Genomic DNA, 20,613 nt, shown 5'->3' on the forward strand with positions numbered 1-20,613 from the left:
ATGACGTTTTGGGCTTACTCCTTCGTCACTTTCCGGCGCAGCACCTGGCTCGTTTCCGTCGTCACCGTCAGCAAGTACGCGCCGGCTGCCAGACGACTGACATCAACCGGCGCAGCAGCTTCCTGCCGCTGCCGTAGCACCTGCTGCCCCGTGAGGCTTTGCAGCACCACCTCCACCGGCCCAGCCAATCCATCGAGCGTGAAACTGGCGGTGGCGGGGTTGGGATAAACCGCCACGGCGGCCGTGGAACTGCCCCCGGCAGTAGCCGTAACGCTAGCCGGCCGTTGCAGCACGGGGGCCGCGTCGTTGTTGTCGTAGTAGGTTTTCGACTCGAAAGTACCCGAAGCGGTGAGGCGGTAGAGGATGCTCATGTGGGCGTTGATGGTGCCTGTGCGCAGGTCGGTGGACACGCCCGAATAGCCTTCCAGCTTGATGCGGGCCGAGGCCGTGCCCCGGTAGGTGTTGTCGAGCGAGATGCTGTAGGTGCGGGCGTTGTCGGAGTTGTTCATCAGCAGCACGGTGTAGCCGGTGGCGTCGCGCAAACCCAGGAAAACCAGGTCGTCTTTTGCGTAGCTGGCGTTGGTTTCCTGGTCGCCGGGCATGTAGTTGGCGCGCTTGTTCTGGCTCAGCAAGGCGACGTGGTGCATGGTGGAGCGACGCGTGTTGTTGGCGTTGTAAAGCGAAAAATCGGTCGCGCCCTGGTCGCTGTTGCTCTCCGAAATGCTCCACGGCGTAACGCAGAAGGCCCGGCGGGCCAGCGCCAGTTTGGTCATCGTCGCCACAAATTGCCCGGCCGTGAAGCCGTAGGGTTTCCACAAACTGGTCGATTTCGCTTCGGTATTTACCTCCGTCACGGCCATGCGCAGGTCGGTCCAGGTCGCGTCGATGCCGTGGCGGGTGGTGTTCACGTTGTCGAGGTAGCCCTGCACGGTGTCGAAACGGCTGGTGAGAACCTGCTCACGGTTGCCCTGGCTGTCGTAGTAATGGAAGGAAAACGTGTCGAGCAGCGGGATTTTGCGGGTGCCCACGGTCACGTATTCATCGCCCACGTCGCTGATGAAATTGGAGTAGTAGAGCGAAATGGGCTGGTCGTAGAACAGCCGGAAGTCGCCCCCGATGATTTTACAGTTGTTGTTGGCCTGTTTCACCAGCCGCGCAATGGCCTTGAACCGGTCGCGGAAACCGTAGTAGCTCAGGCCCTGGTAGGGCTGGTTGTTGGTCACCCAGTCGGTCATGCTCATCTGGTCGGGCGCGGGGTCGGCCTCGTTGCCGATGGCGAAGTAGCTCACGCCGTTACTCGTGAAGTAGTTGACCCAGGTAGTCACCTGCGCATCGGTCAGGTTGATGGACAGCTGCACCAGCGGCTCGCCGTTGAGGTTGTTCTTGATGTAGCTCACCAGCGGCAGCCAGTTTTCCTTCACGCTCCAATCGTGCGCCGCAATGTTCGTATTGCGGTTCCGCTCGTTGCCGCCGATGCGGTAGAACTTCATCCCGGCGCTGTTCAAATCGGCCGTGATGGTAGAATTCGGCTGGTTATTCCAGTAGTTGATGCCGAAGAAATTGGTGCTCACGGGCACGCCCTGCGCGGCGGCCGGGAGAGTGGCCGCGCCAGTAGCCAGCAGAGTGAAGAGGGTGGTGCGAAGTGGGTTTTTCATAGGTTGTGGGAATTTTAGGATGGGAAAAAGAAAGAAATGCGCAGCTTGTGGGGGTGCCACGGCTGATGGAAGATGTCCTCGAAAAGGGTTGCTTGCAGAAGAAAAACGCACGGTCATGCTGAGCGCAGTCGAAGCATCTCGCGTGCAGCAGTAAACCCATTCGATTGAATTACTACCACACGCGAGATGCCTCAGCTCCGCTCGGCATGACCGTGCTTTTGGACTGTTCAGTCCAATTCCGCGCTACTCCAGCACTACGCGCTTGGTCAGCGTCTGACCCTCGGCTTGCACGCGCAACGTGTACACGCCCGCCGCCAGCGCCGAGGTCTGAAACTCCGTCGTAGCCCCAGCCGCATTCAGCGCAATAGTGCGCGTGAGCACTGCCTGGCCCAGTGCGTTGAACAAGGTGGCGCGCACCTCGTGCTGGCCCGCCAGCGGCGGCAGCAGCACCGTGAAGCGACCACGGGCGGGGTTCGGGTAAATGCTCACGGCGGCGGCGTTCAGCTCCACTTTCGTGGCCGTCACATTGGCTGGGCGCAGCACGATGCTGAAGCGGCCGGTGCCAGCCGTGACGGTTGCCAGTGTGAAGGGGTAGCGGGTACCCGCTACCAGCAGTTGCTGCGTGCCCGTGGCGGCATCGCGCAGGTACACGGTGGCCGGGCCAAAGTTGGCCAAGTCAGCTACTTCGAAGGCGAAGCTGCCGGCTTGGGGTGCGTGCAGCGTCAGCGGTACCACTGTTTCCGATGCGCCGAGCAGGGGGAGGCCATTAATGGCCAGCGGCGTGCTGCCGCTCAGCGTGGCCACGTCCAGGCCGGTGGGGTTGGGCAGCTTGGTCGCGTCGAAAGCCGCATCAATGCCAGCGGTGGCCCCGGTTTCGAGGTAGAGGTAGGTATCGTCGCTGAGGTTGGCGCCGGAGAGCGTGAGGTGGAGCTGGGGCCGGACGTCATTCACACCGCGCCCAAAAACAGGCTGCGGACCGAAGGTGGTGACGCGGTTGGCGTTGGTCAGGTTCACGGCGCCGGGCGTGCCGGCGTCGGTTACACGGGCGAAGTAGCCGGAGCCGGCCACAATCAGCGGCGAAGCGCCTACACCATTGTTGTAGGTACGGTAGGTGCCGGCGTACTGGCCGGTGCTCTGGTACACGTACAGGGCGGCGTCCATGCCGGGGCGCTGGGCGGCCGTCACGGTGCTCCAATCAAGGGGCGAAGGGTAGGGGTTGCCCAGTAGCTGCCAGCCGGCGTCGGCGTCGGTGCCCCGGTCGAGGGCGCCGGAAGCCTGCGCGGCATTATTGAAGGTGCCGGTGAAGGACACCGTGGCTGCCGGCGCATTCACGGTGTAGCCCCGGTTGGGCGTCATTAAATCGGTAGCTGCCGCAGGCGAGAACCAGCCCTTGTCGAAGGCGCTGTAGTTCGACGTAACCGTGGCCAGCCGGCTTTCATCGTAGCCAAACACCGTGGGAAATGGCGACACCGAGCCGGGTGTGGTGCTGTTGTTGTAGCCGGTATTGAACGTGGGCGTGAAGGCCGCCGTGGCCAGGCTGCTAAACGGCGCACTGCCCACCGGCGAGCTGAAATGACGGTAAGCCGGCCCGGTTACGCTGCTGGTAACGGCGCGCTGCATGGTGCCGCTGCCCACTACGGCGCCACCGCTGTTGTCAATCAACGCCGTGCCGGTGGCCGAGGAAAGCAGGACGAACGGCTGGCCGGCGGTGGCAAGGTTGCCGGTTTGCAGGCGGGCCACCTGGGCCACGCTCACCGCCTGGCTCAGGCTGAGGCCGAGGGCGTTGTTCACCGTCAGGTTGCGCACCTGGGCGGGCAGGCCGGGACCGGTGACCTGGGCGGCCGTGCCGTTGTAGGTGTAGGAGGCATCGGCATCAAAAGTGCGCGTGCCGCTGACCTGGATGGCCCCCGTAGCGCCGCTGCCCGCAATGCCGGCCGGAGCGCAGATGCGCAGCTCGGCGCCGGCTTGCAGCTCAAAGCTGGCCGCGCCGCTTAGCGTCTGGCAACTGGTGCTGAACACGCCGCCGGTTTGCACCACTACCGCAGAAGTGACGGTGGTGGTGCCCAGCAGCGTGAGCGTGCCGCCATCCTGCACCGTGATGCTGTTGTAGGTGCCGCCGGCCGTCAGGCTCTGGCCGCCGGGCACCACCAGGTCGGGGCCCATCACGGCGTTGCGCAGGCTCTGGATGTAGTCGATGTTGGGCTGGCCAAAACCGTAGCCCCAGTTGAAGGCGGTGCTCTTGCTCAGCGCACCTTTGGCGCCGTTGTAGTCGGTCACGTCCTGAGCTGGGTTTAGCGGGTAGTGGAAGGTGCCGCCGCCCGCATCGGTGCCATCGGGCGAAGTCATTTTGGCGCTGGCTACCGACAGGTAGATGGATGACGGCACTCCCCCGCTGCCCCCGCCCTTGGTGGCGTAGGCATGAATGCTGCCGGCCACGCCGGCCGCCGTGCCCGTCTTTATCATCACCATGTCGTACTGCGTGATGTTGTAGGAGAGGGTGGGGGCCAGGTTGGTCAGGTAAGTCGTGTTTTCCATCAGCATATCCAGCGTGAAGTCCGACGCATCGGTGTCCTGCACGTAGCCGGTGGGGCCCACCAAACGGCGCAGCACGATGGTGGTGCCACTGCGCAAATCACTCCAGAAAGCGGTGTTGTTGAAGCGGTACTTGCCGCCGTTGTCGGCCGTGTTGTTGGTTTCGAAGTCTTTCACCACGAGGTTGCGCACATCGAGGTGGTCCTGAATCACGAGCAATTCCACCGCGTCGGTGTTGCCGTTGGCGTCGTTCGAGCCGTTGTACACACGGTTCACCACAATGCTGGGTGGCGCGAAGGCCTGGTTGCGCAGCAGCTGGATGTAGCTGGTGTTGCCCGTGCCGAAGCCGTAGCCCCAGGTGCGGGCGGTGCTGGTGCTGCTGGCTACGCTGGTGCCGTTGTAGTCAGCAGTGCTTTGGGCCGGGTTCAGCGGATAGAGGAACGCGCCCGTGTTCAGGACAGCGTTGAACACCAGTTTCGAGCCGGTCAGGCCGGTGTAGAGGGCGCTGGTGCTGCCGTTGTTCGACACCAGCGCGTGCACCGGGTTGTCGATGCCGCTGGGCGAGCCGGTTTTTAGCAGCACCATGTCGGTATTGGTCAGATTGAAATTCTGGTTCGTGCCCGACAAATCGGCCAGATACGTCGTATTTTCCATCAGCATATCCAGCGTGAAGTCCGACGCATCGGTATCCGTCGCGTAGCCCGTGATGCCCGAGGCCAGCCGGCGCAGCACAATGGTGGTGCCAATGCGCAAATCCTTCCACAAAGCATTGTCCTTGAACTGGATTTTGCCGCCGGTGTCGCTGGTCAGGTTGGTCTCGAAGTCCTTCACAATCAGCCCGCGAATATCGAGGTGGTCCTGCGTCACGAGCAGCTCCGCCGCATCCGTCGAGCCATCCGAAGTCGAGCTGCCGTTGTAAATCCGGTTCACCACAATGCCCGTCATCGGCTGTTCCGTAAACGTCAGCTTCGAGAAGTTGAAGCCGCCGCTCACGATGTCGAGCTTGAGCGTGGCGTTGGGCGAAGCATCCAGATACACGTTGTTGATAATCAGGTCCTGGTAGGTGCCGAAGCTGCCCGTGGCGGGCACGGCCACCACGCCGGTGCGGTCCACGTCATTCACCGACAAGCGCAGCGAACCCGTCGAAGTCGCACCTGTCGACACCCGCACCCGGAGCTGGTAGAGGCCGGTGCGCAGCACGTTCACCGTGTATTTCAGCCATTCGCCGCTGGCGGTGTAGCCCACTTCGCCAATGCCCTCGCCGCTGTTGCTCGTGTCCACGCCTTCGGTGGGGCGGGGCACGTTGGGGTCGGCCGCCGCGCCGCGGTTGGCGGTTTCGGTGTCGTGGTAGGCCACGTTTTCGCCGCCGTTGTCGTACTCCACGGCTTTCACTAGGCCCGGAATCACGGGGACGGTGCTGGGGTACGGCGTGCGGATGCAGCTGCTGACGGGCAGGTAGTTGGCCTTGGTCGCTACAATGGTGGTGTCGGCATTCACCAGCGTTAGCGAAATGGTTTTGTTGCCGGCCGTGGCGTAAGTCACCGAAATCGGACCCCGACCGGTGCCGGTGGCCGGCGTGGCCCCCGCGCCAAAATCCCAGGTCAGCGACGTGGCTTCGCCCAGCACCGACGCCGTGAACGTCACCGCCTCCGGGGCCACGCAGGTAAAGGTTTTGTCCGATAGAAACGACGCCAGTGCCACGTTGAAGCCGGGGTTGCGGTAGGAGGGCGGCAGCGCCTGCTGCGCGTGTTGCAGCGAATACACGATTTTTCGGGTGAGCGCGCCCTGGCTGTCGAACAGCAAAACCAGCGTCGACTGCGCGTAAATCTTGTCGTTATAAGCCGCATTGATGCCGGCCGGCACGTTGATTTTCAGGGCCGCCGTGCCGGGCACCGTGGTCCCATCCAGCTGCACTGTGAAGTTGTAGTCCGTCACGTCGCTCTCGTTCAGCACCATCACCGCCGTCGTGCCGTTGTCGGTACTGCTGAGCACTTTCACCAGCGTCTGGTTGTCGGTCGCGTCGAGGTAAGTGCCGTGCAGGTTCTCCGATACCAGCATCTCGTGCCAGTAGCTCGAACGGGGCTTGGCCGACGCGCCGGGGCCGTCGAGGTAGCCCAAATCGCCGGTGCCGCGCGCGCCGCTGCCCTCGTGAATGGACCAGGGCTGCATCGACACGCCCGCGTATTTCATGCCCACCCCAAATACTTCGGCCCAGTACTGGCCGTTCAGGAAGGAGTGCACGCCCACGCCTTCCACCGTGTTGGCGGTGGGGTTGGCGTAGTCGATGTTGAACTCGGTGAGGGCCCAGCGCAGCGCGTTGGCGCCGGTGCGGTTGTGCAGGGCGTTGGCGTTGGCCATCAGGCCCAGCAGGTTGGTCACGTTGTTGGTCAGCGTTTGGGCGGCCCCCAGCACGGCGCTGCGGGTCTGGGTGCCATTGAAGGCGTAGCTGTGGAAGGAGATGACGTCGATGTAATAGCGGCCGTTGGCATCGGTGCCGGTGATGTCGTTGGTGCCGCCCACCAGCGAGGGCATGTAGGTGCTGCCGTAGGAGGCGTTTTCCGGGCCCACCGTCAGAATGGTGGGGTCCACGGCTTTCATGGCCGAGGCGAAGGACTTGATGTAGGCGGCCACGCCCGCCACGCTCACCGGGTTGGGCTGGGCGGTGTTGTTCAGGTCGGGCTCGTTGCCAATAATCCAGTACCGGATGTTGCGGCCCATGGTGATGTTGACGTACTGCACCACCTGCGCCGCTTGCGCGGCCGTGAACCGGCCCCGTCCTTCCGAAACCTGCACCATGGGCTCGGCCCCGATGCGGCGAATAGAGTCAATCAGGGCGATGTACTGGGCATTGGTCACTAGGTTGGAATTCACGCCGTTGCCGCCGATGCGCACCATTCGCACCTTCGATTTCCGCACCAGCGGCCACAGAATGTCGAGCGAGCCGTTGTATACCGAAGTGCCCAACGCGGTGGGCAGCCAGGCGTTCTGGCCCGTGAGGTAGGGGGAAATGGTCTGGCCGTGACTGACGCTAATCGCCAGCCAGCCAAGCAGCAATAGGGATAGCAGTTTCTTCATGTGGGTGGGCGTTTGGTGGATTGGTTGAGAGCGGGGGAGGGGCCGCGGGCAGTCCAACGGACACACCGGACAGGGCCAGCCGAAAAGCATCGGTGGCAGGCAGCAGCCAGAAAAAGGGGGACTGAAACTGATGACCTCAGCAGCAGCCGTGGTGCGGGACTATTTGGCGCCGCACGCGCCTGGAAAGAGTAACAGAACCGGGCAGAAACCGGTCAGATGGGGCGAACAAGCCACTAAAGGTATTGGCCTGCTTTGGCTAAAAGCTAGAAATGGACCGGATTTATCTACGAAAACGTTTGCGGTTTTTTGCAAGCCATTCCCCTACTAGTCAGGCACGGTGCCGACTGAGTAGCCTGCAATGGCTTTTCCGCATTGCAAAGAGAGCCGCGGCCGTTTCGCAGGTCCGGCTAAAGGCCAGTGGACCTTGCCCGCGTCCGCCTTCATCTGACTTCCTGCCCGGCTTCTGTATTTTGCGCCTTTGCTGCTCCGGCGGCTTCAGTTGCCTTGTTGCTGCCATGAAAAAATCCTTCCTCCTGCTGTTGCTGGCCGGAGCTTCTACCGCCGCTGCCCAATCGGCCGCTCCTCTCACCGCCAGCCTCGACAACGTGAAGCTGACCGTGGCGCTCACGGCGGCCGGCCAGCCCACCTACGCTGTCACCTACCGCCAAAAGCCCGTGGTGACGGCTTCCCGCCTCGGCCTCCAGCTGGCCCACGGCAACGGCTTTGATGGGCCGCTGGTGCTGACGGGCAGCGAAACCAAAACCGTGGACGAAACCTGGCAGCCCGTGCTGGGCGAAGTCAAAAACATTCGCAACCACTACCAGCAGCTCACGGTGCACCTGCGCCAGCCGGCGGCGCCCGGCCGCAAGCTCGACGTGGTGTTCCGCGTGTTTGCCGACGGCGTGGGCTTCCGCTACGAATTCCCCCGGCAGCCCAACCTGCAATACTTCGTGCTGGGCGAGGAGCTGACCGAATTTGCCCTGCCTGCCGACCACAAGGCCTTCTGGATTCCGGGCGACTACGACACCAACGAATACCCCTACACCGTGTCGAAGCTGAGCGAGGTGGATAACACGCAGCTGGTGAAGGGCTCCAACGACATTGCCGTGCGCAACGCCCCCGATGCCCAGATGGTGGCCACGCCCCTCATGCTGAAGTCGGCCGATGGCCTGTACGTGAACATCCACGAAGCCGCGCAGGTCGACTACCCGGCCATGCAGCTGCACGTCGACCGGGCCAGCCACCGCCTCACGGCCCGCCTCGTGCCCGATGCCGTGGGCACCAAAGCCTACCTGCACGCGCCCGGCCACACGCCCTGGCGCACCATCATTGTGAGCGACCAGGCCGCCGACATTCTCGCCTCCAAGCTCATCCTGAACCTCAACGAGCCCAGCAAGCTCAAGGACACTGGCTGGATTAAGCCCATGAAATTTGTGGGCGTGTGGTGGGAAATGCAGACCGGCAAAAGCAACTGGCGCTACGCCGACAGCGCCGATACCCTGAATGCCGCCGGCCAGCTTATCCCGAACGGCCACCACGGCGCCACCACCGTCAACGTGAAGCGCTACATCGATTTTGCCGCCCGGCACGGCATTGCCGGCGTGCTGGTAGAAGGCTGGAACGAGGGCTGGGAAGACTGGTTTGGCAACTGGAAGGAAGCCGTGTTCGACTTCGTGACGCCCTACCCCGATTTCAACGTGGCCGAAATTCAGCAGTACGCCAAAAGCAAGGGCGTGCAGATGATAATGCACAACGAAACCTCCGGCTCGGCCACCAACTACGAGCAGCACCTCGACACGGCCTACCAGTTCATGAACCGCTTCGGCTACCCGGCCGTGAAAACCGGCTACGTGGGCCGCATCATCCCGCGCGGCGAGCACCACGACGGCCAGTGGATGAGCAACCACTACGTGCGCGTGGCCGAGATGGCCGCCCGGCATCACGTCACCGTCGATATGCACGAATCGGTGCGTCCCACCGGCCTGGGCCGCACCTACCCCAACTGGCTGGCCTGCGAAGCCGGCCGGGGCAACGAGTACAACGCCTTCACCACCGAGGGCAACCGCCCCGAGCACGAAACCATCATGCCCTTCACCCGCTTCATGGGCGGCCCCATGGACTACACGCCCGGCATCTTCAAGCTCCGCAACTACGAGCCCGAGCACCCCGAGCGCCACGTGCATACCACGCTGGCCAAGCAGCTGGCCCTGTACGTGGTGCTCTATTCACCCCTGCAAATGGCCGCCGACCTACCCGAAAACTACGAGCAGCACCTCGACGCCTTCCAGTTCATCAAAGACGTGCCCGTGGACTGGGACGACACCCGCATCCTCGAAGCCGAACCGGGCGAATACATCAGCACGGCGCGCCAGCAGAAGGGGAGCAGCAGTTGGTTTGTCGGCGCCATCACCAACGAAAAGGCACGCACTGCCACTCTCAACCTGAGCTTCCTACCCAAAGGCCGACGCTACACCGCCACCATCTACGCCGACGCCGCTACCGCCAACTGGCAAACCAATCCCGAAGCCTACAAAATCAGCCAGCAAACCGTGCAGGCCGGCACCACGCTACGCCTGTCCCTGGCGCCCGGCGGCGGTGCGGCCATCAGCCTGGTCCCGGTTAAGTAGCTTCGTGCAGGTGTTATAGGAGAGAAAAAGGAACGTCATGCTCATCTGGCGTCCGCGCAGCCGAAGCATCTCTACCACAGTAGTAAACCAATCGACTGGATTGCATCGCGCGGTAGAGATGCTTCGGCTGCGCTCAGCATGACGTTCCTTTTTTCTCATGACCCCGCCCTTTCTTTTCTGGCAAGGTCATTCACTTAATCAACGCATCACCTCAAACCAGCCCTTGTAGCGCGTGCCGTCGGCCAGCTGGCAGAGGTAGTAGAACACGCCGGGCGCCGTGTCAGGGCCACCGAAGTTGTTATGGTAGTCGTCGGTTTGGTACACCTTACGGCCCCAGCGGTTGAAGATGGTCAAGGCCGTTTTTGGGTAGAATTCGATGTTCTCAATCTTGAACACGTCGTTCTGGCCATCGTTGTTGGGGGTAATAATGTTGTAGAAGTAGAGGCAGCTGGGGTCCGGCCCCACGCGCAGGGTAGTAGGGCAGGGGAAAGCTGGGTTGCTGACTTGCAGCGTGGCCGTGCTGCCCTGCGGAATGTCAACGACCACCGCGTTGGTACCCTGGCCGCTCACCAGCGTGCCATCCGCAACGGTCCATTGGTAGTTGGCCGGCGGGCCATCCACGGCGTAGCGCAGGCCTGTGTGGGCGCTGCGGCAGTAGCCCCCGGGGCCGCTGATGGTGGGCCCACCCAGCACGGTCACCGCCCGCACCGTGGAGTCGGTGGGGCAGCCGCTGGCCGCGATGCCGCGCACCGAAATTGTGCGGCCGCCAGCCGCCAGCCACTGCACCCGCGCTGTGGTGCCCGTGGCGGGGCCCAGCAGCTGGCCGCCCTGCACCGTCCAGCGGTAGCTCACATACAGCGGGTTGGGGGGCGTGGTGTAGGTGGCCGTCCCCTGTCGGCACAGCACCGAGTCGCCGAAGATGCGCGTGGGCGCGGCGGGTTTGGTCACGGTGATGCGGAACACGCCGGCGATGGTTTTCTGGTTGCAGGCCTGGTCGGCCACGGTCACGATGAGGTCGTAGGGCGAGGGGCGGGCCAGGCCGCAACCGGCCTGCAGGCGAAACGCACCCGTGACCGTGCTTATACCCGTGGCCGTGACCGTGCCTATCGACGTTGTGCCGTTGCCGGACTGCCCGTTCACGGTGGCGTCCACGCGCCCCGGCCCGTCGAGCAGCACGCTGCCCACGCTCATGGTCAGGAGCTGGGCATCGGGGTCGGTAGCCGTGATGTTGAACGCCACCGACTGGCCTTCTTCCAGCTGAACGTCTTTGCGGGCCAGCGTAGCCGCCGTGAAAGCCGGCGGACTATTGGGCCCGCCAGTACACACCCGCACCACCACCTGGATGTCGCGCCGCAGCGTGCCCAGCAGCACTTCTCTCCCGTTAATGGTGCGAAACTCCTGCACATCGATGGCGACCAGGAACACGCCCTGCGCCGGCGAAAAATAACGAGCCAGTCCCGTGCGCGCGTCAATGCCCGCATACCCGCGCGCCCCGAAGGGCTGAGTGGCGCTGTAGCCCGTGGCGTAGCTCACGGGCTGGCCCACCGAGGCGCCATAAGGCGTGCCAAAGCTGTAGCTCAGCCGGTCGCCGTCGGCATCGTAGGCGTTGTTCAGCACCGAAATGGTGTCGCCCATGCAGATAACGGACACAGCATCGCCGGAGAAAACCGGCGAAGAATTCGGCAGAACGCCGGGCGGCATGCTCACCGAAAGGGCCATCGGCTCGTTCACCGAATTGGCCAGATTGGTGATGCCCGCATTCCGGTTGCTGATGTTGAGCACGGCGGTGTAGCCCTCGCCCACGGCCGGCAGGCTCACCGTGGTGGTGTATATGGCCAGCGTTACGCGCGGCACCAGCACCGGGCAGCCGGGCACTTCGGTCGTAATTTCGGAAAAGCGGCTGCGCGACACTTCTTCCTGCAACAGCCGCGCCCCACCGGCCGCCTGGCTGTAAACGGTGATGGTAATGGTGGGGGCGCCGTCGGGGTAGCGAGAGTCGCTTTCCTTGTTGAAATAAATGCGCCCCGTGATGTTGTAGCGGTAGGGGGCGGCCGCAGTGCCTTTGGCGTCCACGTATTGGTACGTGAGCTCGCCGCCTACTAGGTGAGTGGCCGCTACCGGCAGCACACCTCCCAAAAGCCAGAACAGCAGCGAGACGGTGCGGAATAAACGTGTCGGCATGGGTAGGAGGGGGCGTAAAGGTGAATGCCCTAAGTTAGCGTTTTAGCGGGTAATGCTTTCTGCTTCAATCGTAACTCGGCGAAACAACGGGTACGGTTGTTTCCAATGGGTCGCTTATGGTTTTTGCAGCGAATGCCGGCGCTCTGGCCAATGTAGCCTGCCAGCGCCTGGCGGGGCAGTCGGTTTATACGCCGGCAAGCCGTTGCGCAGGAATGCCGTGAGCGTATATTCTGGCGGCGGCGGGCGCGGAGCGGCCCATCCGGCCGGCGTAGCCACGTCGGGGTTGAAGCTGGGCAACCCAATAATAGCCGGGCATGGTACGTTTGCCATGCGCTATTTTGCCTGGGACAACTGCTTTTAAACCGGCTGCAACGCGGCGGCACTGAAAACAACCAAGCAATGGTGTCAGCCCTATACCCCAAACCAGACTCATGCGCCATCTCACTACCCTACTGCTGTTGTTTGCCAGTCTACTCGCCCGCCCCGCGGTGGCCCTCACCTGGGATGAACCCTGGCACGAGCAAGTGGTGAAAAAAGCCGATTCCTTCGTGCTGGCCAAAATAACCGCTAGCACCGGCAAGGGCATTACCGCCACCATCATCCGCACGCTGGGGGGCCGTGGCCTGTCGGGAACCATTCGCATCACCGGTTTCTACCTGCTGGATATTTGCAGCTCATCGGGCGGACACGGTCCGGAGTTTTACACTGGCAATGCTGATACCTGCTATTTTTTTCTGCAACAAAACACGAAAGGCAACTACAGCATCGCTACGCCTTCCACCGGCTTTGCCGCCGTGAAAAAAGCCAACGTTGTTGCCACGTACCGGCACAGCTACCATCAGGCGTTGGTGCCGCAATCGGTGTACGAACCTACGATGACGGCCATTTTCCGGCATTACCACGGCCAGGAATACGACCATGCTTCCCTCGCCCGTTTTCTGGCCAGTGCGTTGGCGTTGCCGCCGGCCAGGATTGATGAGGCCGGCATGCATACCTTCTTTCTGCAGCACGTTGCGCTGGAAACCATCTACCATGTGGGCCTGAGCAAGTACTATGAGCAAGTGTTGCCTTTTCTGCACGATACGGCCAACTTTCACGCCCGTGTGAGCGCCGCCCGCGCCCTCACGGCCAGCAATACGCCCGCCGCCAAACAACAGCTCCTGCAGCTGTTGCGCGACAAGGACAGCGGCGATTTTACCAAAGTCATTGCCCTGCAGACCCTGGCTCGCTACCAGCCCCACGAACTAAAGCCCGAGTTGACCAAACTGGCCGCCCAAGCTTCTGACGAATCAAACGGCTTTGGGGGCAACATCATGGACCCACGCGTTTGCACCCACCTGCCCACGGTGAAAGCGGCCATGACCAAACTGGCCGAATCCCTGTAGCGGCCGCCACGCCTGACTTCGCTTCGCATGAATCCTTCCGCTTCCCTACGCGAATCGGCCGTGCTCATTCCCGTGTTCCGCAACGCTGCGGGCGAAGCCACGCTGGTGCTGGTGCGCCGCGGCGACCACGGCGTGCACGGCGGGCAACTGGCCTTTCCCGGCGGCAAGCGCGACCCCTCCGATGCCTCCCTGCTGGCCACAGCCCTGCGCGAAACCGAAGAAGAAATCGGCCTGCCCGCGACGGCCATTACGGTGCTGGCTGCGCTGCCGCCCATCCAGACGCGTACCACGGGCTTTCAGATTGCTCCGTTCCTGGCTCGCATCGTGCCGCCTTCCGGTTGGCGTTTCGCGCAACCCGAAATTGCCGAAGTGCTGGAAGTGCCCCTGCGCCACTTGGCCGACCCCGCCAATGCCGGTCAGGAACTGTGGGATTTCCCCGACCGCCCCACCCCGGAACTCATTTCTTTCTGGCGAGTGGGGTCGCACTACCTGTGGGGTGCCAGCTACCGCATGCTACGCCCGCTGCTGCCGCGCCTGCTGGCAGGGGAGTGGGAGCTGTAATTGTCTGACTAGAGCATAGTTGTTTGAGTTATGAAAAAGGGCAGAACCCGATGGGTAAGAAATCGTAATCAAGTAGCTTTGAAATACAAAGTTCTTTTACTTGCTTTGTGGTATTCCAATTCACGCGTGTGAACTAGAGCCGCTGATTCAGCCAACTAGCCAACTCCTCCTTGCGTGGTATAAGAACCGATTTTAATCGATTCTTATGCCGCGCAACCAAAAGCCCCACTGTTATGACCCTTACCAAAAGCATTGCCCGCGTTGCGTTGGTCACGGCGCTTCTGCTGCTTATTCCTCTGGTCGGCAGGCTATTTCTGGCTGACATGGCTTGGACGCTGGATGATTTTATTGCTGCGGGCCTCCTGCTATTTGGTGCCGGCCTCCTGTTTGTGCTGATTGCGCGGATGGGCAACAATACCCCGTACCGCCTGGGCGTGGGCGTGGCAGTAGGCGCAGGGTTGCTTCTCATTTGGGGGAACCTGGCCGTAGGATTCCTCGGGAGCGAGGACAACCCCGCCAACCTGCTGTATGGTGCTGTGCTGGTGGTAGCACTAGCCGGCGCTTTCGTCGCGCGCTTTAGGCCGCTTGGAATGGCGAAGGCGATGTTTGCAGCGGCACTCGCCCATTTTTCAGTTCCTCTGGTTGCGGCGCTTATCTGGAAGCCCGAGGTTGACCTGGGGATGGCGCAGGTATTGGTTTTGAACACCGTCTTTGCCGGGCTGTGGGTGGGAGCGGGCTTGCTTTTTCGTCGTGCCAGCGCAACGGGTTCGACTGCGGGGCACCGGCTAGCGTAGCAAGCTTGGGCTACTCTGTTATAAAGCGCTGATTAAAGCGTTGCGCTAAACCCAATGGCAATGGCTCACCCCAAGGAAGGCTGTTTCCTTAGGTGAGTCGTTGCTGTTTCATCACTACTGCCCGTTGCGCCTGCCCCCGCCGCTGGAAGAAACAGGAGCTTCTGCGTAACTTAGCTACCTATGGAACTCGAAGTAAAACTCAAATTCCCAACGGAAAAGGCCGCCGCCATTCTGGAATGGCTGCGTAGCCTACCGTATGGAGCCGCCGAACTGCAAAGCCGTACTGCTGAAGCGCAAGCAGCACCGACAGTTACGGAGGTTACATCCGATGAATTGGCAGAGCGGGAACGGATATTCTACTCGCTGTTTGGCGCGTGGAAATCGGAGGAAACGGGCGAAGAGTTGAACCGGATGCTACAAGAGTCCCGGTACACCGAGCAGCGTGATATTGAGCTATGAGCCAACGCTATTTGCTCGATACCAACATCTGCATTTTCTACCTCAAAGGCGAGTTTGGTATTCGGGAACTGATACAGGCCGTGGGATTGGCGAATTGCTTTCTGTCTGAAATCACCATTGCCGAACTTCTGTTTGGGGTGGCCAACAGCGCCCCGGCGTGGCAGGCCAAGCAACGGCTTGATGTGGCCGCGCTCCGCAGAAGCTTCGCTGAACAAGTCTTGCCAATAGGACCAGCTTTGGAAACATTTGCGGAAGTTAAAACTCACCTGCGCCGTCTCGGTCGCGCGGTGGACAGTTTCGACCTGCTCATCGGCAGTACTGCCCTGTTGCACGACCTAACGCTGGTGACGCACAACACCCGGCATTTTGCCGATATGCCGAACATCACCTTGCAGGACTGGGTTGCCGAACTGCCGACCGTAGACGAATCGGCCAAAGAGAAATAACCCCCGCCCGCTGCTAGAACGGTACCACAGCTTCACTCCAACGGCCCCAGCACCCCCCGCCGCTGAGAGAAACGGGAGCTTCTAGAGTAGGCGAACCAGCTAAGTTGTATCTTCGTTTTGAAAGAATACTTCAGCTTTTTCCTCTTATGCCAGCCCTACCACTCACTACCGATTACCAGAAAATAGCCGAAGCGGTGCTGCGCTTTTCGCCGCGTCAGCAGGCGTTGCTGGCTGGGCGCATCCAAAAGAATCTGGGGAAGCTGGTCGATGCGGCTAGCAAGCAGGTTAGCCGCCGGGTAAGTGCTGCCGCGCTTGAGCTAACGGAGGACGACATTGCGCGGGAGGTGGAAACCGTACGCACCGAGCGGTATGCCCGGCGCAAGTAAGCTGCGCGTCATTGCCGACACCAACGCTTGGATAAGCCGTTTCATCCTGCCAAATAGCCTCACTGGCCAGCGGATGAAGCAGCTTGTTGCTGACAGACGCGTAACCCTCGTGTTCAGCCAAGCCCTGAAAGACGAACTACGGGCGGTGCTGCAACGGCCCAAGTTTCGCAAATACATCACCGCCGAAAACCTGACCGTATTTCGCGCCTACCTGGATGCCTTCCCCACCACGCCGGTCACGTCGGCCGTCGAGCTGTGCCGCGACCCCAAAGACAATTTCCTGCTCAACCTGGCGCTGGACAGCCAAGCCGACTACCTGCTATCCGGCGATGAGGATTTGCTGGTGCTAGGCAGTTTCGGTTCCACAAGAATCATAACGCTGGTAGAGTTCGCGCAGCAAATGGGGTTAGACGAATAACACCGCCCGCTGCTCGCGCCCCCAACCGCCCCTGCCCACTGCCCCCGCCGCTGAAAGAAACGGGAGCTTCTTGTGTAGCTTAGTAACATGAAAGTCACTTTTGAATTAGAGTTTCCTGATGAGCAGGCTGCCGATGCTTTCCGTTGGCTGCAGAACTTACCCGCTGGCTGGGCAGCCCGCTGGAAGCAGCGTAAAACGAAGAAACCCGCTACCGGTCAGCATAACTAGGCAAGACTCTCGGAAGCCGACCAAAACCGGCTGCTTGACGAGTTTGCTGGTTCCTGGCAATCGGATGAAGATGGAACCGAGTTAGCTCGTCAAATTCGCGAGTCTCGGTATTTCCGCGACCGTGACGTGGAGTTATGAACCAGTACCTGCTCGACACCAACATTTGCATTCATTGGTCGAAAGATGAATTTGGCTTGCGTCAGAAAATACGGCAGGTAGGTGTTGAAAACTACTTTCTAAGCGAACTGACCATCGCGGAATTGATTTACGGCATCGCCAAAAGCGCCCCTTCTAAACAAGCGGCCAACCGTCATTCGCTCGATATTCTACAACAGCTTTTCGCTGGCCGAATTTTACTGGTCGGTGCCTGCTTCGAAGTATATGGCCCGGAAAAAGTGCGCCTGCGTGCGATGGGTCGACCCGTCGATGACTTTGACCTGATGATAGGTAGCACAGCGGTGGCTCACGGCCTCACCTTTGTTACGCGCAACGCCCGCCACTTTGCCGATATATCCGGCTTGGTGCAGGAAAACTGGATTAATAAACCTTAACACCCCCCGCCCGCTGCCCCCGCCGCTAGAACGATACCACAGCTTCTGTCCCACGGCAGCCCCAGCCGCCCCCGCCCCTGCCCCGCTGCTGAAGAAACGGAGGCTGCTTCAGTAGCTGAGTCCCGAACGGATTCTCAGCGCGAAGCGTATCTTAGTAACGATGAAAACGACTGCCCAACTTCTGCCAGATGCTTCGGCTCCCGACGTAGTGCTCAGCGAAGCACGCAAACGGGCCGCATTCAAAACCCTGCGCCACCGCTACGAAGCGCACGAGAAAGCAACGGGCCTCAAATCGGCAGAAGCATTCGCCCAACTGCAAGCGGGGAAGGGTGCTAAATGACCCATATTGCTTGCAGTGCAATTGCGACCGGCACGGTGGCTACATCGAATACAGCATCCGGCATCTGCACCCCGATTGGGACGTTCTGACCCAAACCTATGAAAGTCGCTCGATGACCGACGACGGGCGGTTCATCTACCACAGCGACTTTCAGTTATTCCCGCTGGGCAGCAGCATTCCGGCCGATTTCAGCCGTTATCCGCGCGAAACAAAGGCAGCCCTGTGGCAAGCCATTTTCCGGGTGAAGCGCTACTACCTGGGCACGTTCGAGCCCGATATCGTGCAGCACCTCATCAAGCAGCCATTTTCAATGCCGCAGCGGTTTGCCTTCTACCGCCAGCATTTGAGCCTGCCCAATTACGACATCAGCCACGACCGGTACAACATCTGGTACGTGCTCAAAACGGAATAACCCCCGCCCGTTGCCCCCGCCGCTGAAGAAACAGGAGCTTCTGTAGTAGCGGCAAGCAGGCGTCAGGAACTAAGCTGATTCTTTGTAGTTTTGGATGGTATGAAAGTCGCCCTCGAATTCCCTGACGAAAAAGCTGCCTTTGTGATGGAGTTGCTGCATAGCTTGCCCTATATGAAAGCCCGGCCCATACGCTCCAAAACAATGGATGCCACGCAACACTTGGAAAGCAACCCCGCCAATCATGCCCGCGTGCTGGCGGCCATCGAGAGGCTCGAAAACGGTCAGGGAGAAATACACGACCTGATTGACAATGAATAGAACGCTCTGCTGGGCGCCCGAAGCGTGGGAGCAGTACCTGTATTGGCAGCGCACCGACGCCAAGATTCTGGCAAAAATCAACACGCTGCTGCGCGAGTGCGCCCGCACCCCTTTCGCCGGTACGGGCAAGCCGGAACCCTTAAAAGGCAACGCTTACAAGGGGTACTGGTCGCGTCGCATCACGCAGGAGCACCGGTTGATTTACAAAGCCGAAGGCGACAACCTGCGCATCGCCCAATGCGGCGAACACTACGGCGGCAAATAACCCCCGCCCGCCGCTGGCACGATACGACAGCTTCTCTCCAACGGCAATGCCACGGCAGCCACCACGGTCACCACCCCCGCCCGCTGCCCCCGCCGCTGGAACGATACGACAGCTTCTCTCAAACGGCCCCACCACTCCCGCCTGCCGCCCCGCCGCAGAGGAAACGGTAGCTTCTCTGGCAGAAGCCTTGAACTTTCAGCTTATCTTCGCAGTACTACCGATTAATACATTCAGCAACTTCTCATTCCATGGGAACCACCGATAATAAAACCTCGCGTCCTGCATCAACCGCAAGCACCGCCAAGCTGACGAAAGAAGCGCGACTGATGCAAGCCCGCGAATACGCCAAGCAATTCGTGTTCGACACGCTCTCGGCGGAAGACCTGAAAAAGATGCGCCGCAACGCCTACGCTTATGCCATTTAAGCGCACACTGGGCGAAGGTTATCCGTTTACATACCGCAAAGGGCCGTCTCACAAGGACGGCCCTTTGGTTTGTATGCATCACTACACGTTTCGCACGCGCAAAAACCGGCGCTACGTGGTGGATGCCGAGGAGTACCAGCACCACACCTACGTGCTCAAATACTACCCGCTGTCGCACAAAAGCTCGGCCAATAAATACCGCGTGCTCACCAACGACGGCGACGCCTTTCGGATTCTGACAACGTGCACGCAGGTATTCCTCGACATCTGCCGCCGCGACCCGTTGGCGTCGGCGGGTTTTGTGGGAGAAGCACTGGCCGGGGAGGGCGTATCCAATACCAAACGATTTCGGGTGTACCTGCAAACCGTTTCCACGTTTATCGGTCCAAACCGCTTCATTCATCATCCCTTGCCGGCCATCAGCGCCTATTTCTTGGAATGTCGCGCCAACCCGGAACCGGGATTGAAGGAAACCGTGGAGCAGATGTTCCGCGAGTTGTACATTGTGCCGCAAGCCCTGGAAGCGGAAAAGCCTTCGCCGTTGAATGACGATAACGGAGGCTGAATAGCCCCCCGCCCGCCGCCCCCGCCGCTGGCACGATACGACAGCTTCTCTCCAACGGCCCATCCCCCGCCCGCCGCTCCCGCCGCTCCCGCCGCTGAAGAAACAGCCGCTTCTTGCGTAACTTAGCTTTAGAAGCAGGATAGTTTCTTTTCGTCATTCAGCATCTGCCAACCATGACAACCACCCTCGTTTTAGAGCCCACCAACGATTCCGACCTGCACCTGCTGTTGAGTCTGGCGCAGCGGTTGGGCGTAAAAGCCACGGCGACGCCTCCTGTTACCGTTATTTCTGAGGAGGAGCGGCGGCGGCGTTTCCTGGCGCTGGCGGGTTCTTGGCAATCCGACGAAAGCGGGGATGAAATCAACAAGATGCTCATGGAATCGCGGCATTTCCGCGACCGCGACGTAGAGCTATGAGCTACTATTTGCTGGACACCAACATTTGCATTCATTTCACCAAAAACGAATACGGTATTGTCGAAAAGCTGGACAGCATTGGCTTCGACAATTGCTTTATTAGCGAGTTGACCATCGCCGAAATGCTATATGGCGTGGCCAACAGTGCCCCAACCAAGCAGGCCGCCAACCGACTGGCGCTGAATGGGCTGCGTACCGCCTTTGAAGGCCATATTTTGCCCATTGCGGACTGATTCGAGCACTACGCCGCCGAGAAAACTCGCCTGCGTCGCGCCGGACGCCCCATCGATGACTTCGACCTGATGATAGGCTGTACCGCCATCCGGCATGGTATTACACTCGTCACGCGCAACACCCGCCATTTTGCCGCCATTTCCGGCTTGGTGCGGGAAAACTGGATTGACAATCCGTAGCCCCGCCCGCCGCCCCCGCCGCTGAAGAAACTCAAGCTACTTGAGTAGCTGAATCCCGAACGGATTCTCGGCGCAAAGCGTATCTTAGAGCGGGTTTCAAGTTAGTGTACGTGGTAGCCACAATGGCCAAACCAGTTTTTAGCGTCCTGTTCGCTTATCCA

General features: G+C 60.8%; 21 protein-coding genes and 1 pseudogene. 19 read left to right on the plus strand and 3 right to left on the minus strand.

The annotated features are described in order from the left end of the window. Positions 1–14: 14 nt before the first annotated feature. Positions 15–1,655, minus strand: a complete 1,641-nt coding sequence (locus JKL48_RS15420; RefSeq protein ID WP_201984040.1) for a T9SS type A sorting domain-containing protein — start codon at positions 1,653–1,655, stop codon at positions 15–17. A gap of 243 nt (positions 1,656–1,898) precedes the next feature. Next, the gene (locus tag JKL48_RS15425) at positions 1,899–7,262 is read right to left on the minus strand and encodes a T9SS type A sorting domain-containing protein (RefSeq protein WP_201984043.1); all 5,364 of its coding nucleotides are present in this window, start codon (positions 7,260–7,262) and stop codon (positions 1,899–1,901) included. Between the two features lie 515 nt (positions 7,263–7,777). Here JKL48_RS15425 and JKL48_RS15430 point away from each other — a divergent pair. Continuing rightward, positions 7,778–9,889: a glycoside hydrolase family 97 protein gene (locus JKL48_RS15430; protein WP_201984044.1), complete on the plus strand. Its 2,112-nt coding sequence runs from the start codon at positions 7,778–7,780 to the stop codon at positions 9,887–9,889. Between the two features lie 198 nt (positions 9,890–10,087). Here JKL48_RS15430 and JKL48_RS15435 read toward each other — a convergent pair whose 3' ends face one another. Beyond that, positions 10,088–12,070 carry a T9SS type B sorting domain-containing protein gene (locus tag JKL48_RS15435; RefSeq protein WP_201984045.1) on the minus strand — a complete coding sequence of 661 codons (1,983 nt, stop codon included), beginning with the start codon at positions 12,068–12,070 and terminating at the stop codon, positions 10,088–10,090. Positions 12,071–12,287: 217 nt separating this feature from the next. Between JKL48_RS15435 and JKL48_RS15440 the strand changes: the two genes are divergently transcribed. The 18 genes and pseudogenes from JKL48_RS15440 to JKL48_RS23780 all read left to right on the plus strand — a co-directional run bounded on the left by JKL48_RS15440 (position 12,288) and on the right by JKL48_RS23780 (position 20,452). Then, positions 12,288–12,431, plus strand: coding sequence for a hypothetical protein (locus tag JKL48_RS15440; RefSeq protein ID WP_201984047.1), 144 nt, complete (start codon positions 12,288–12,290; stop codon positions 12,429–12,431). 70 nt (positions 12,432–12,501) lie between these two features. Then, entirely contained in the window at positions 12,502–13,455 is a 954-nt protein-coding gene (locus JKL48_RS15445) for a HEAT repeat domain-containing protein (RefSeq protein WP_201984050.1), read from the plus strand. A 27-nt stretch (positions 13,456–13,482) separates the two neighbouring features. Next, complete coding sequence (locus JKL48_RS15450; protein WP_201984052.1) at positions 13,483–14,016, plus strand: NUDIX hydrolase; 534 nt, start codon at positions 13,483–13,485, stop codon at positions 14,014–14,016. 233 nt (positions 14,017–14,249) lie between these two features. Then, positions 14,250–14,810: a hypothetical protein gene (locus tag JKL48_RS15455; RefSeq protein WP_201984053.1), complete on the plus strand. Its 561-nt coding sequence runs from the start codon at positions 14,250–14,252 to the stop codon at positions 14,808–14,810. A 180-nt stretch (positions 14,811–14,990) separates the two neighbouring features. Next, entirely contained in the window at positions 14,991–15,269 is a 279-nt protein-coding gene (locus JKL48_RS15460; protein WP_201984054.1) for a hypothetical protein, read from the plus strand. Beyond that, on the plus strand, positions 15,266–15,715 hold the full coding sequence (locus JKL48_RS15465; RefSeq protein WP_201984055.1) for a type II toxin-antitoxin system VapC family toxin: 450 nt from the start codon (positions 15,266–15,268) through the stop codon (positions 15,713–15,715). The genes JKL48_RS15460 and JKL48_RS15465 overlap by 4 nt, the downstream gene beginning before the upstream one ends. A gap of 146 nt (positions 15,716–15,861) precedes the next feature. Then, positions 15,862–16,101, plus strand: coding sequence for a hypothetical protein (locus tag JKL48_RS15470; protein ID WP_201984056.1), 240 nt, complete (start codon positions 15,862–15,864; stop codon positions 16,099–16,101). Continuing rightward, on the plus strand, positions 16,085–16,519 hold the full coding sequence (locus JKL48_RS15475) for a putative toxin-antitoxin system toxin component, PIN family (RefSeq protein WP_201984057.1): 435 nt from the start codon (positions 16,085–16,087) through the stop codon (positions 16,517–16,519). The genes JKL48_RS15470 and JKL48_RS15475 overlap by 17 nt, the downstream gene beginning before the upstream one ends. A gap of 87 nt (positions 16,520–16,606) precedes the next feature. Continuing rightward, on the plus strand, positions 16,607–16,747 hold the full coding sequence (locus JKL48_RS15480; RefSeq protein ID WP_201984058.1) for a hypothetical protein: 141 nt from the start codon (positions 16,607–16,609) through the stop codon (positions 16,745–16,747). A 134-nt stretch (positions 16,748–16,881) separates the two neighbouring features. After that, positions 16,882–17,298 (plus strand): PIN domain-containing protein, encoded by a 417-nt coding sequence (locus tag JKL48_RS15485; protein WP_201984066.1) that lies wholly within the window; start codon positions 16,882–16,884, stop codon positions 17,296–17,298. A gap of 160 nt (positions 17,299–17,458) precedes the next feature. Next, positions 17,459–17,638, plus strand: a complete 180-nt coding sequence (locus JKL48_RS15490) for a hypothetical protein (RefSeq protein ID WP_201984067.1) — start codon at positions 17,459–17,461, stop codon at positions 17,636–17,638. Positions 17,639–17,648: 10 nt separating this feature from the next. Beyond that, on the plus strand, positions 17,649–18,050 hold the full coding sequence (locus JKL48_RS15495; protein ID WP_201984068.1) for a hypothetical protein: 402 nt from the start codon (positions 17,649–17,651) through the stop codon (positions 18,048–18,050). 99 nt (positions 18,051–18,149) lie between these two features. Then, positions 18,150–18,368 (plus strand): hypothetical protein, encoded by a 219-nt coding sequence (locus JKL48_RS15500; protein ID WP_201984069.1) that lies wholly within the window; start codon positions 18,150–18,152, stop codon positions 18,366–18,368. Continuing rightward, positions 18,361–18,633, plus strand: coding sequence for a Txe/YoeB family addiction module toxin (locus JKL48_RS15505; protein WP_201984072.1), 273 nt, complete (start codon positions 18,361–18,363; stop codon positions 18,631–18,633). The genes JKL48_RS15500 and JKL48_RS15505 overlap by 8 nt, the downstream gene beginning before the upstream one ends. 248 nt (positions 18,634–18,881) lie before the next feature. Further along, the gene (locus tag JKL48_RS15510; protein WP_201984073.1) at positions 18,882–19,058 is read left to right on the plus strand and encodes a hypothetical protein; all 177 of its coding nucleotides are present in this window, start codon (positions 18,882–18,884) and stop codon (positions 19,056–19,058) included. 73 nt (positions 19,059–19,131) lie between these two features. Then, entirely contained in the window at positions 19,132–19,623 is a 492-nt protein-coding gene (locus JKL48_RS15515; RefSeq protein ID WP_201984075.1) for a hypothetical protein, read from the plus strand. A gap of 173 nt (positions 19,624–19,796) precedes the next feature. After that, the gene (locus JKL48_RS15520; RefSeq protein WP_201984076.1) at positions 19,797–20,039 is read left to right on the plus strand and encodes a hypothetical protein; all 243 of its coding nucleotides are present in this window, start codon (positions 19,797–19,799) and stop codon (positions 20,037–20,039) included. Further along, a pseudogene (locus tag JKL48_RS23780) lies at positions 20,036–20,452 on the plus strand (PIN domain-containing protein). The gene JKL48_RS15520 and the pseudogene JKL48_RS23780 overlap by 4 nt, the downstream one beginning before the upstream one ends. Positions 20,453–20,613 lie beyond the last annotated feature (161 nt).

It is taken from the genome of Hymenobacter rubidus (genome assembly GCF_016734815.1).
In the GTDB taxonomy this organism is placed as follows: domain Bacteria; phylum Bacteroidota; class Bacteroidia; order Cytophagales; family Hymenobacteraceae; genus Hymenobacter; species Hymenobacter rubidus.

Bases quoted from the DNA above. Each gene is read 5' to 3' on its own strand.
- JKL48_RS15420 (WP_201984040.1), bottom strand. From the start codon at position 1,655: ATGAAAAACCCACTTCGCACCACCCTCTTCACTCTGCTGGCTACTGGC.
- JKL48_RS15425 (WP_201984043.1), bottom strand. From the start codon at position 7,262: ATGAAGAAACTGCTATCCCTATTGCTGCTTGGCTGGCTGGCGATTAGC.
- JKL48_RS15430 (WP_201984044.1), top strand. From the start codon at position 7,778: ATGAAAAAATCCTTCCTCCTGCTGTTGCTGGCCGGAGCTTCTACCGCC.
- JKL48_RS15435 (WP_201984045.1), bottom strand. From the start codon at position 12,070: ATGCCGACACGTTTATTCCGCACCGTCTCGCTGCTGTTCTGGCTTTTG.
- JKL48_RS15445 (WP_201984050.1), top strand. From the start codon at position 12,502: ATGCGCCATCTCACTACCCTACTGCTGTTGTTTGCCAGTCTACTCGCC.
- JKL48_RS15450 (WP_201984052.1), top strand. From the start codon at position 13,483: ATGAATCCTTCCGCTTCCCTACGCGAATCGGCCGTGCTCATTCCCGTG.
- JKL48_RS15455 (WP_201984053.1), top strand. From the start codon at position 14,250: ATGACCCTTACCAAAAGCATTGCCCGCGTTGCGTTGGTCACGGCGCTT.
- JKL48_RS15460 (WP_201984054.1), top strand. From the start codon at position 14,991: ATGGAACTCGAAGTAAAACTCAAATTCCCAACGGAAAAGGCCGCCGCC.
- JKL48_RS15465 (WP_201984055.1), top strand. From the start codon at position 15,266: ATGAGCCAACGCTATTTGCTCGATACCAACATCTGCATTTTCTACCTC.
- JKL48_RS15470 (WP_201984056.1), top strand. From the start codon at position 15,862: ATGCCAGCCCTACCACTCACTACCGATTACCAGAAAATAGCCGAAGCG.
- JKL48_RS15475 (WP_201984057.1), top strand. From the start codon at position 16,085: ATGCCCGGCGCAAGTAAGCTGCGCGTCATTGCCGACACCAACGCTTGG.
- JKL48_RS15480 (WP_201984058.1), top strand. From the start codon at position 16,607: ATGAAAGTCACTTTTGAATTAGAGTTTCCTGATGAGCAGGCTGCCGAT.
- JKL48_RS15485 (WP_201984066.1), top strand. From the start codon at position 16,882: ATGAACCAGTACCTGCTCGACACCAACATTTGCATTCATTGGTCGAAA.
- JKL48_RS15490 (WP_201984067.1), top strand. From the start codon at position 17,459: ATGAAAACGACTGCCCAACTTCTGCCAGATGCTTCGGCTCCCGACGTA.
- JKL48_RS15500 (WP_201984069.1), top strand. From the start codon at position 18,150: ATGAAAGTCGCCCTCGAATTCCCTGACGAAAAAGCTGCCTTTGTGATG.
- JKL48_RS15505 (WP_201984072.1), top strand. From the start codon at position 18,361: ATGAATAGAACGCTCTGCTGGGCGCCCGAAGCGTGGGAGCAGTACCTG.
- JKL48_RS15510 (WP_201984073.1), top strand. From the start codon at position 18,882: ATGGGAACCACCGATAATAAAACCTCGCGTCCTGCATCAACCGCAAGC.
- JKL48_RS15515 (WP_201984075.1), top strand. From the start codon at position 19,132: ATGCATCACTACACGTTTCGCACGCGCAAAAACCGGCGCTACGTGGTG.
- JKL48_RS15520 (WP_201984076.1), top strand. From the start codon at position 19,797: ATGACAACCACCCTCGTTTTAGAGCCCACCAACGATTCCGACCTGCAC.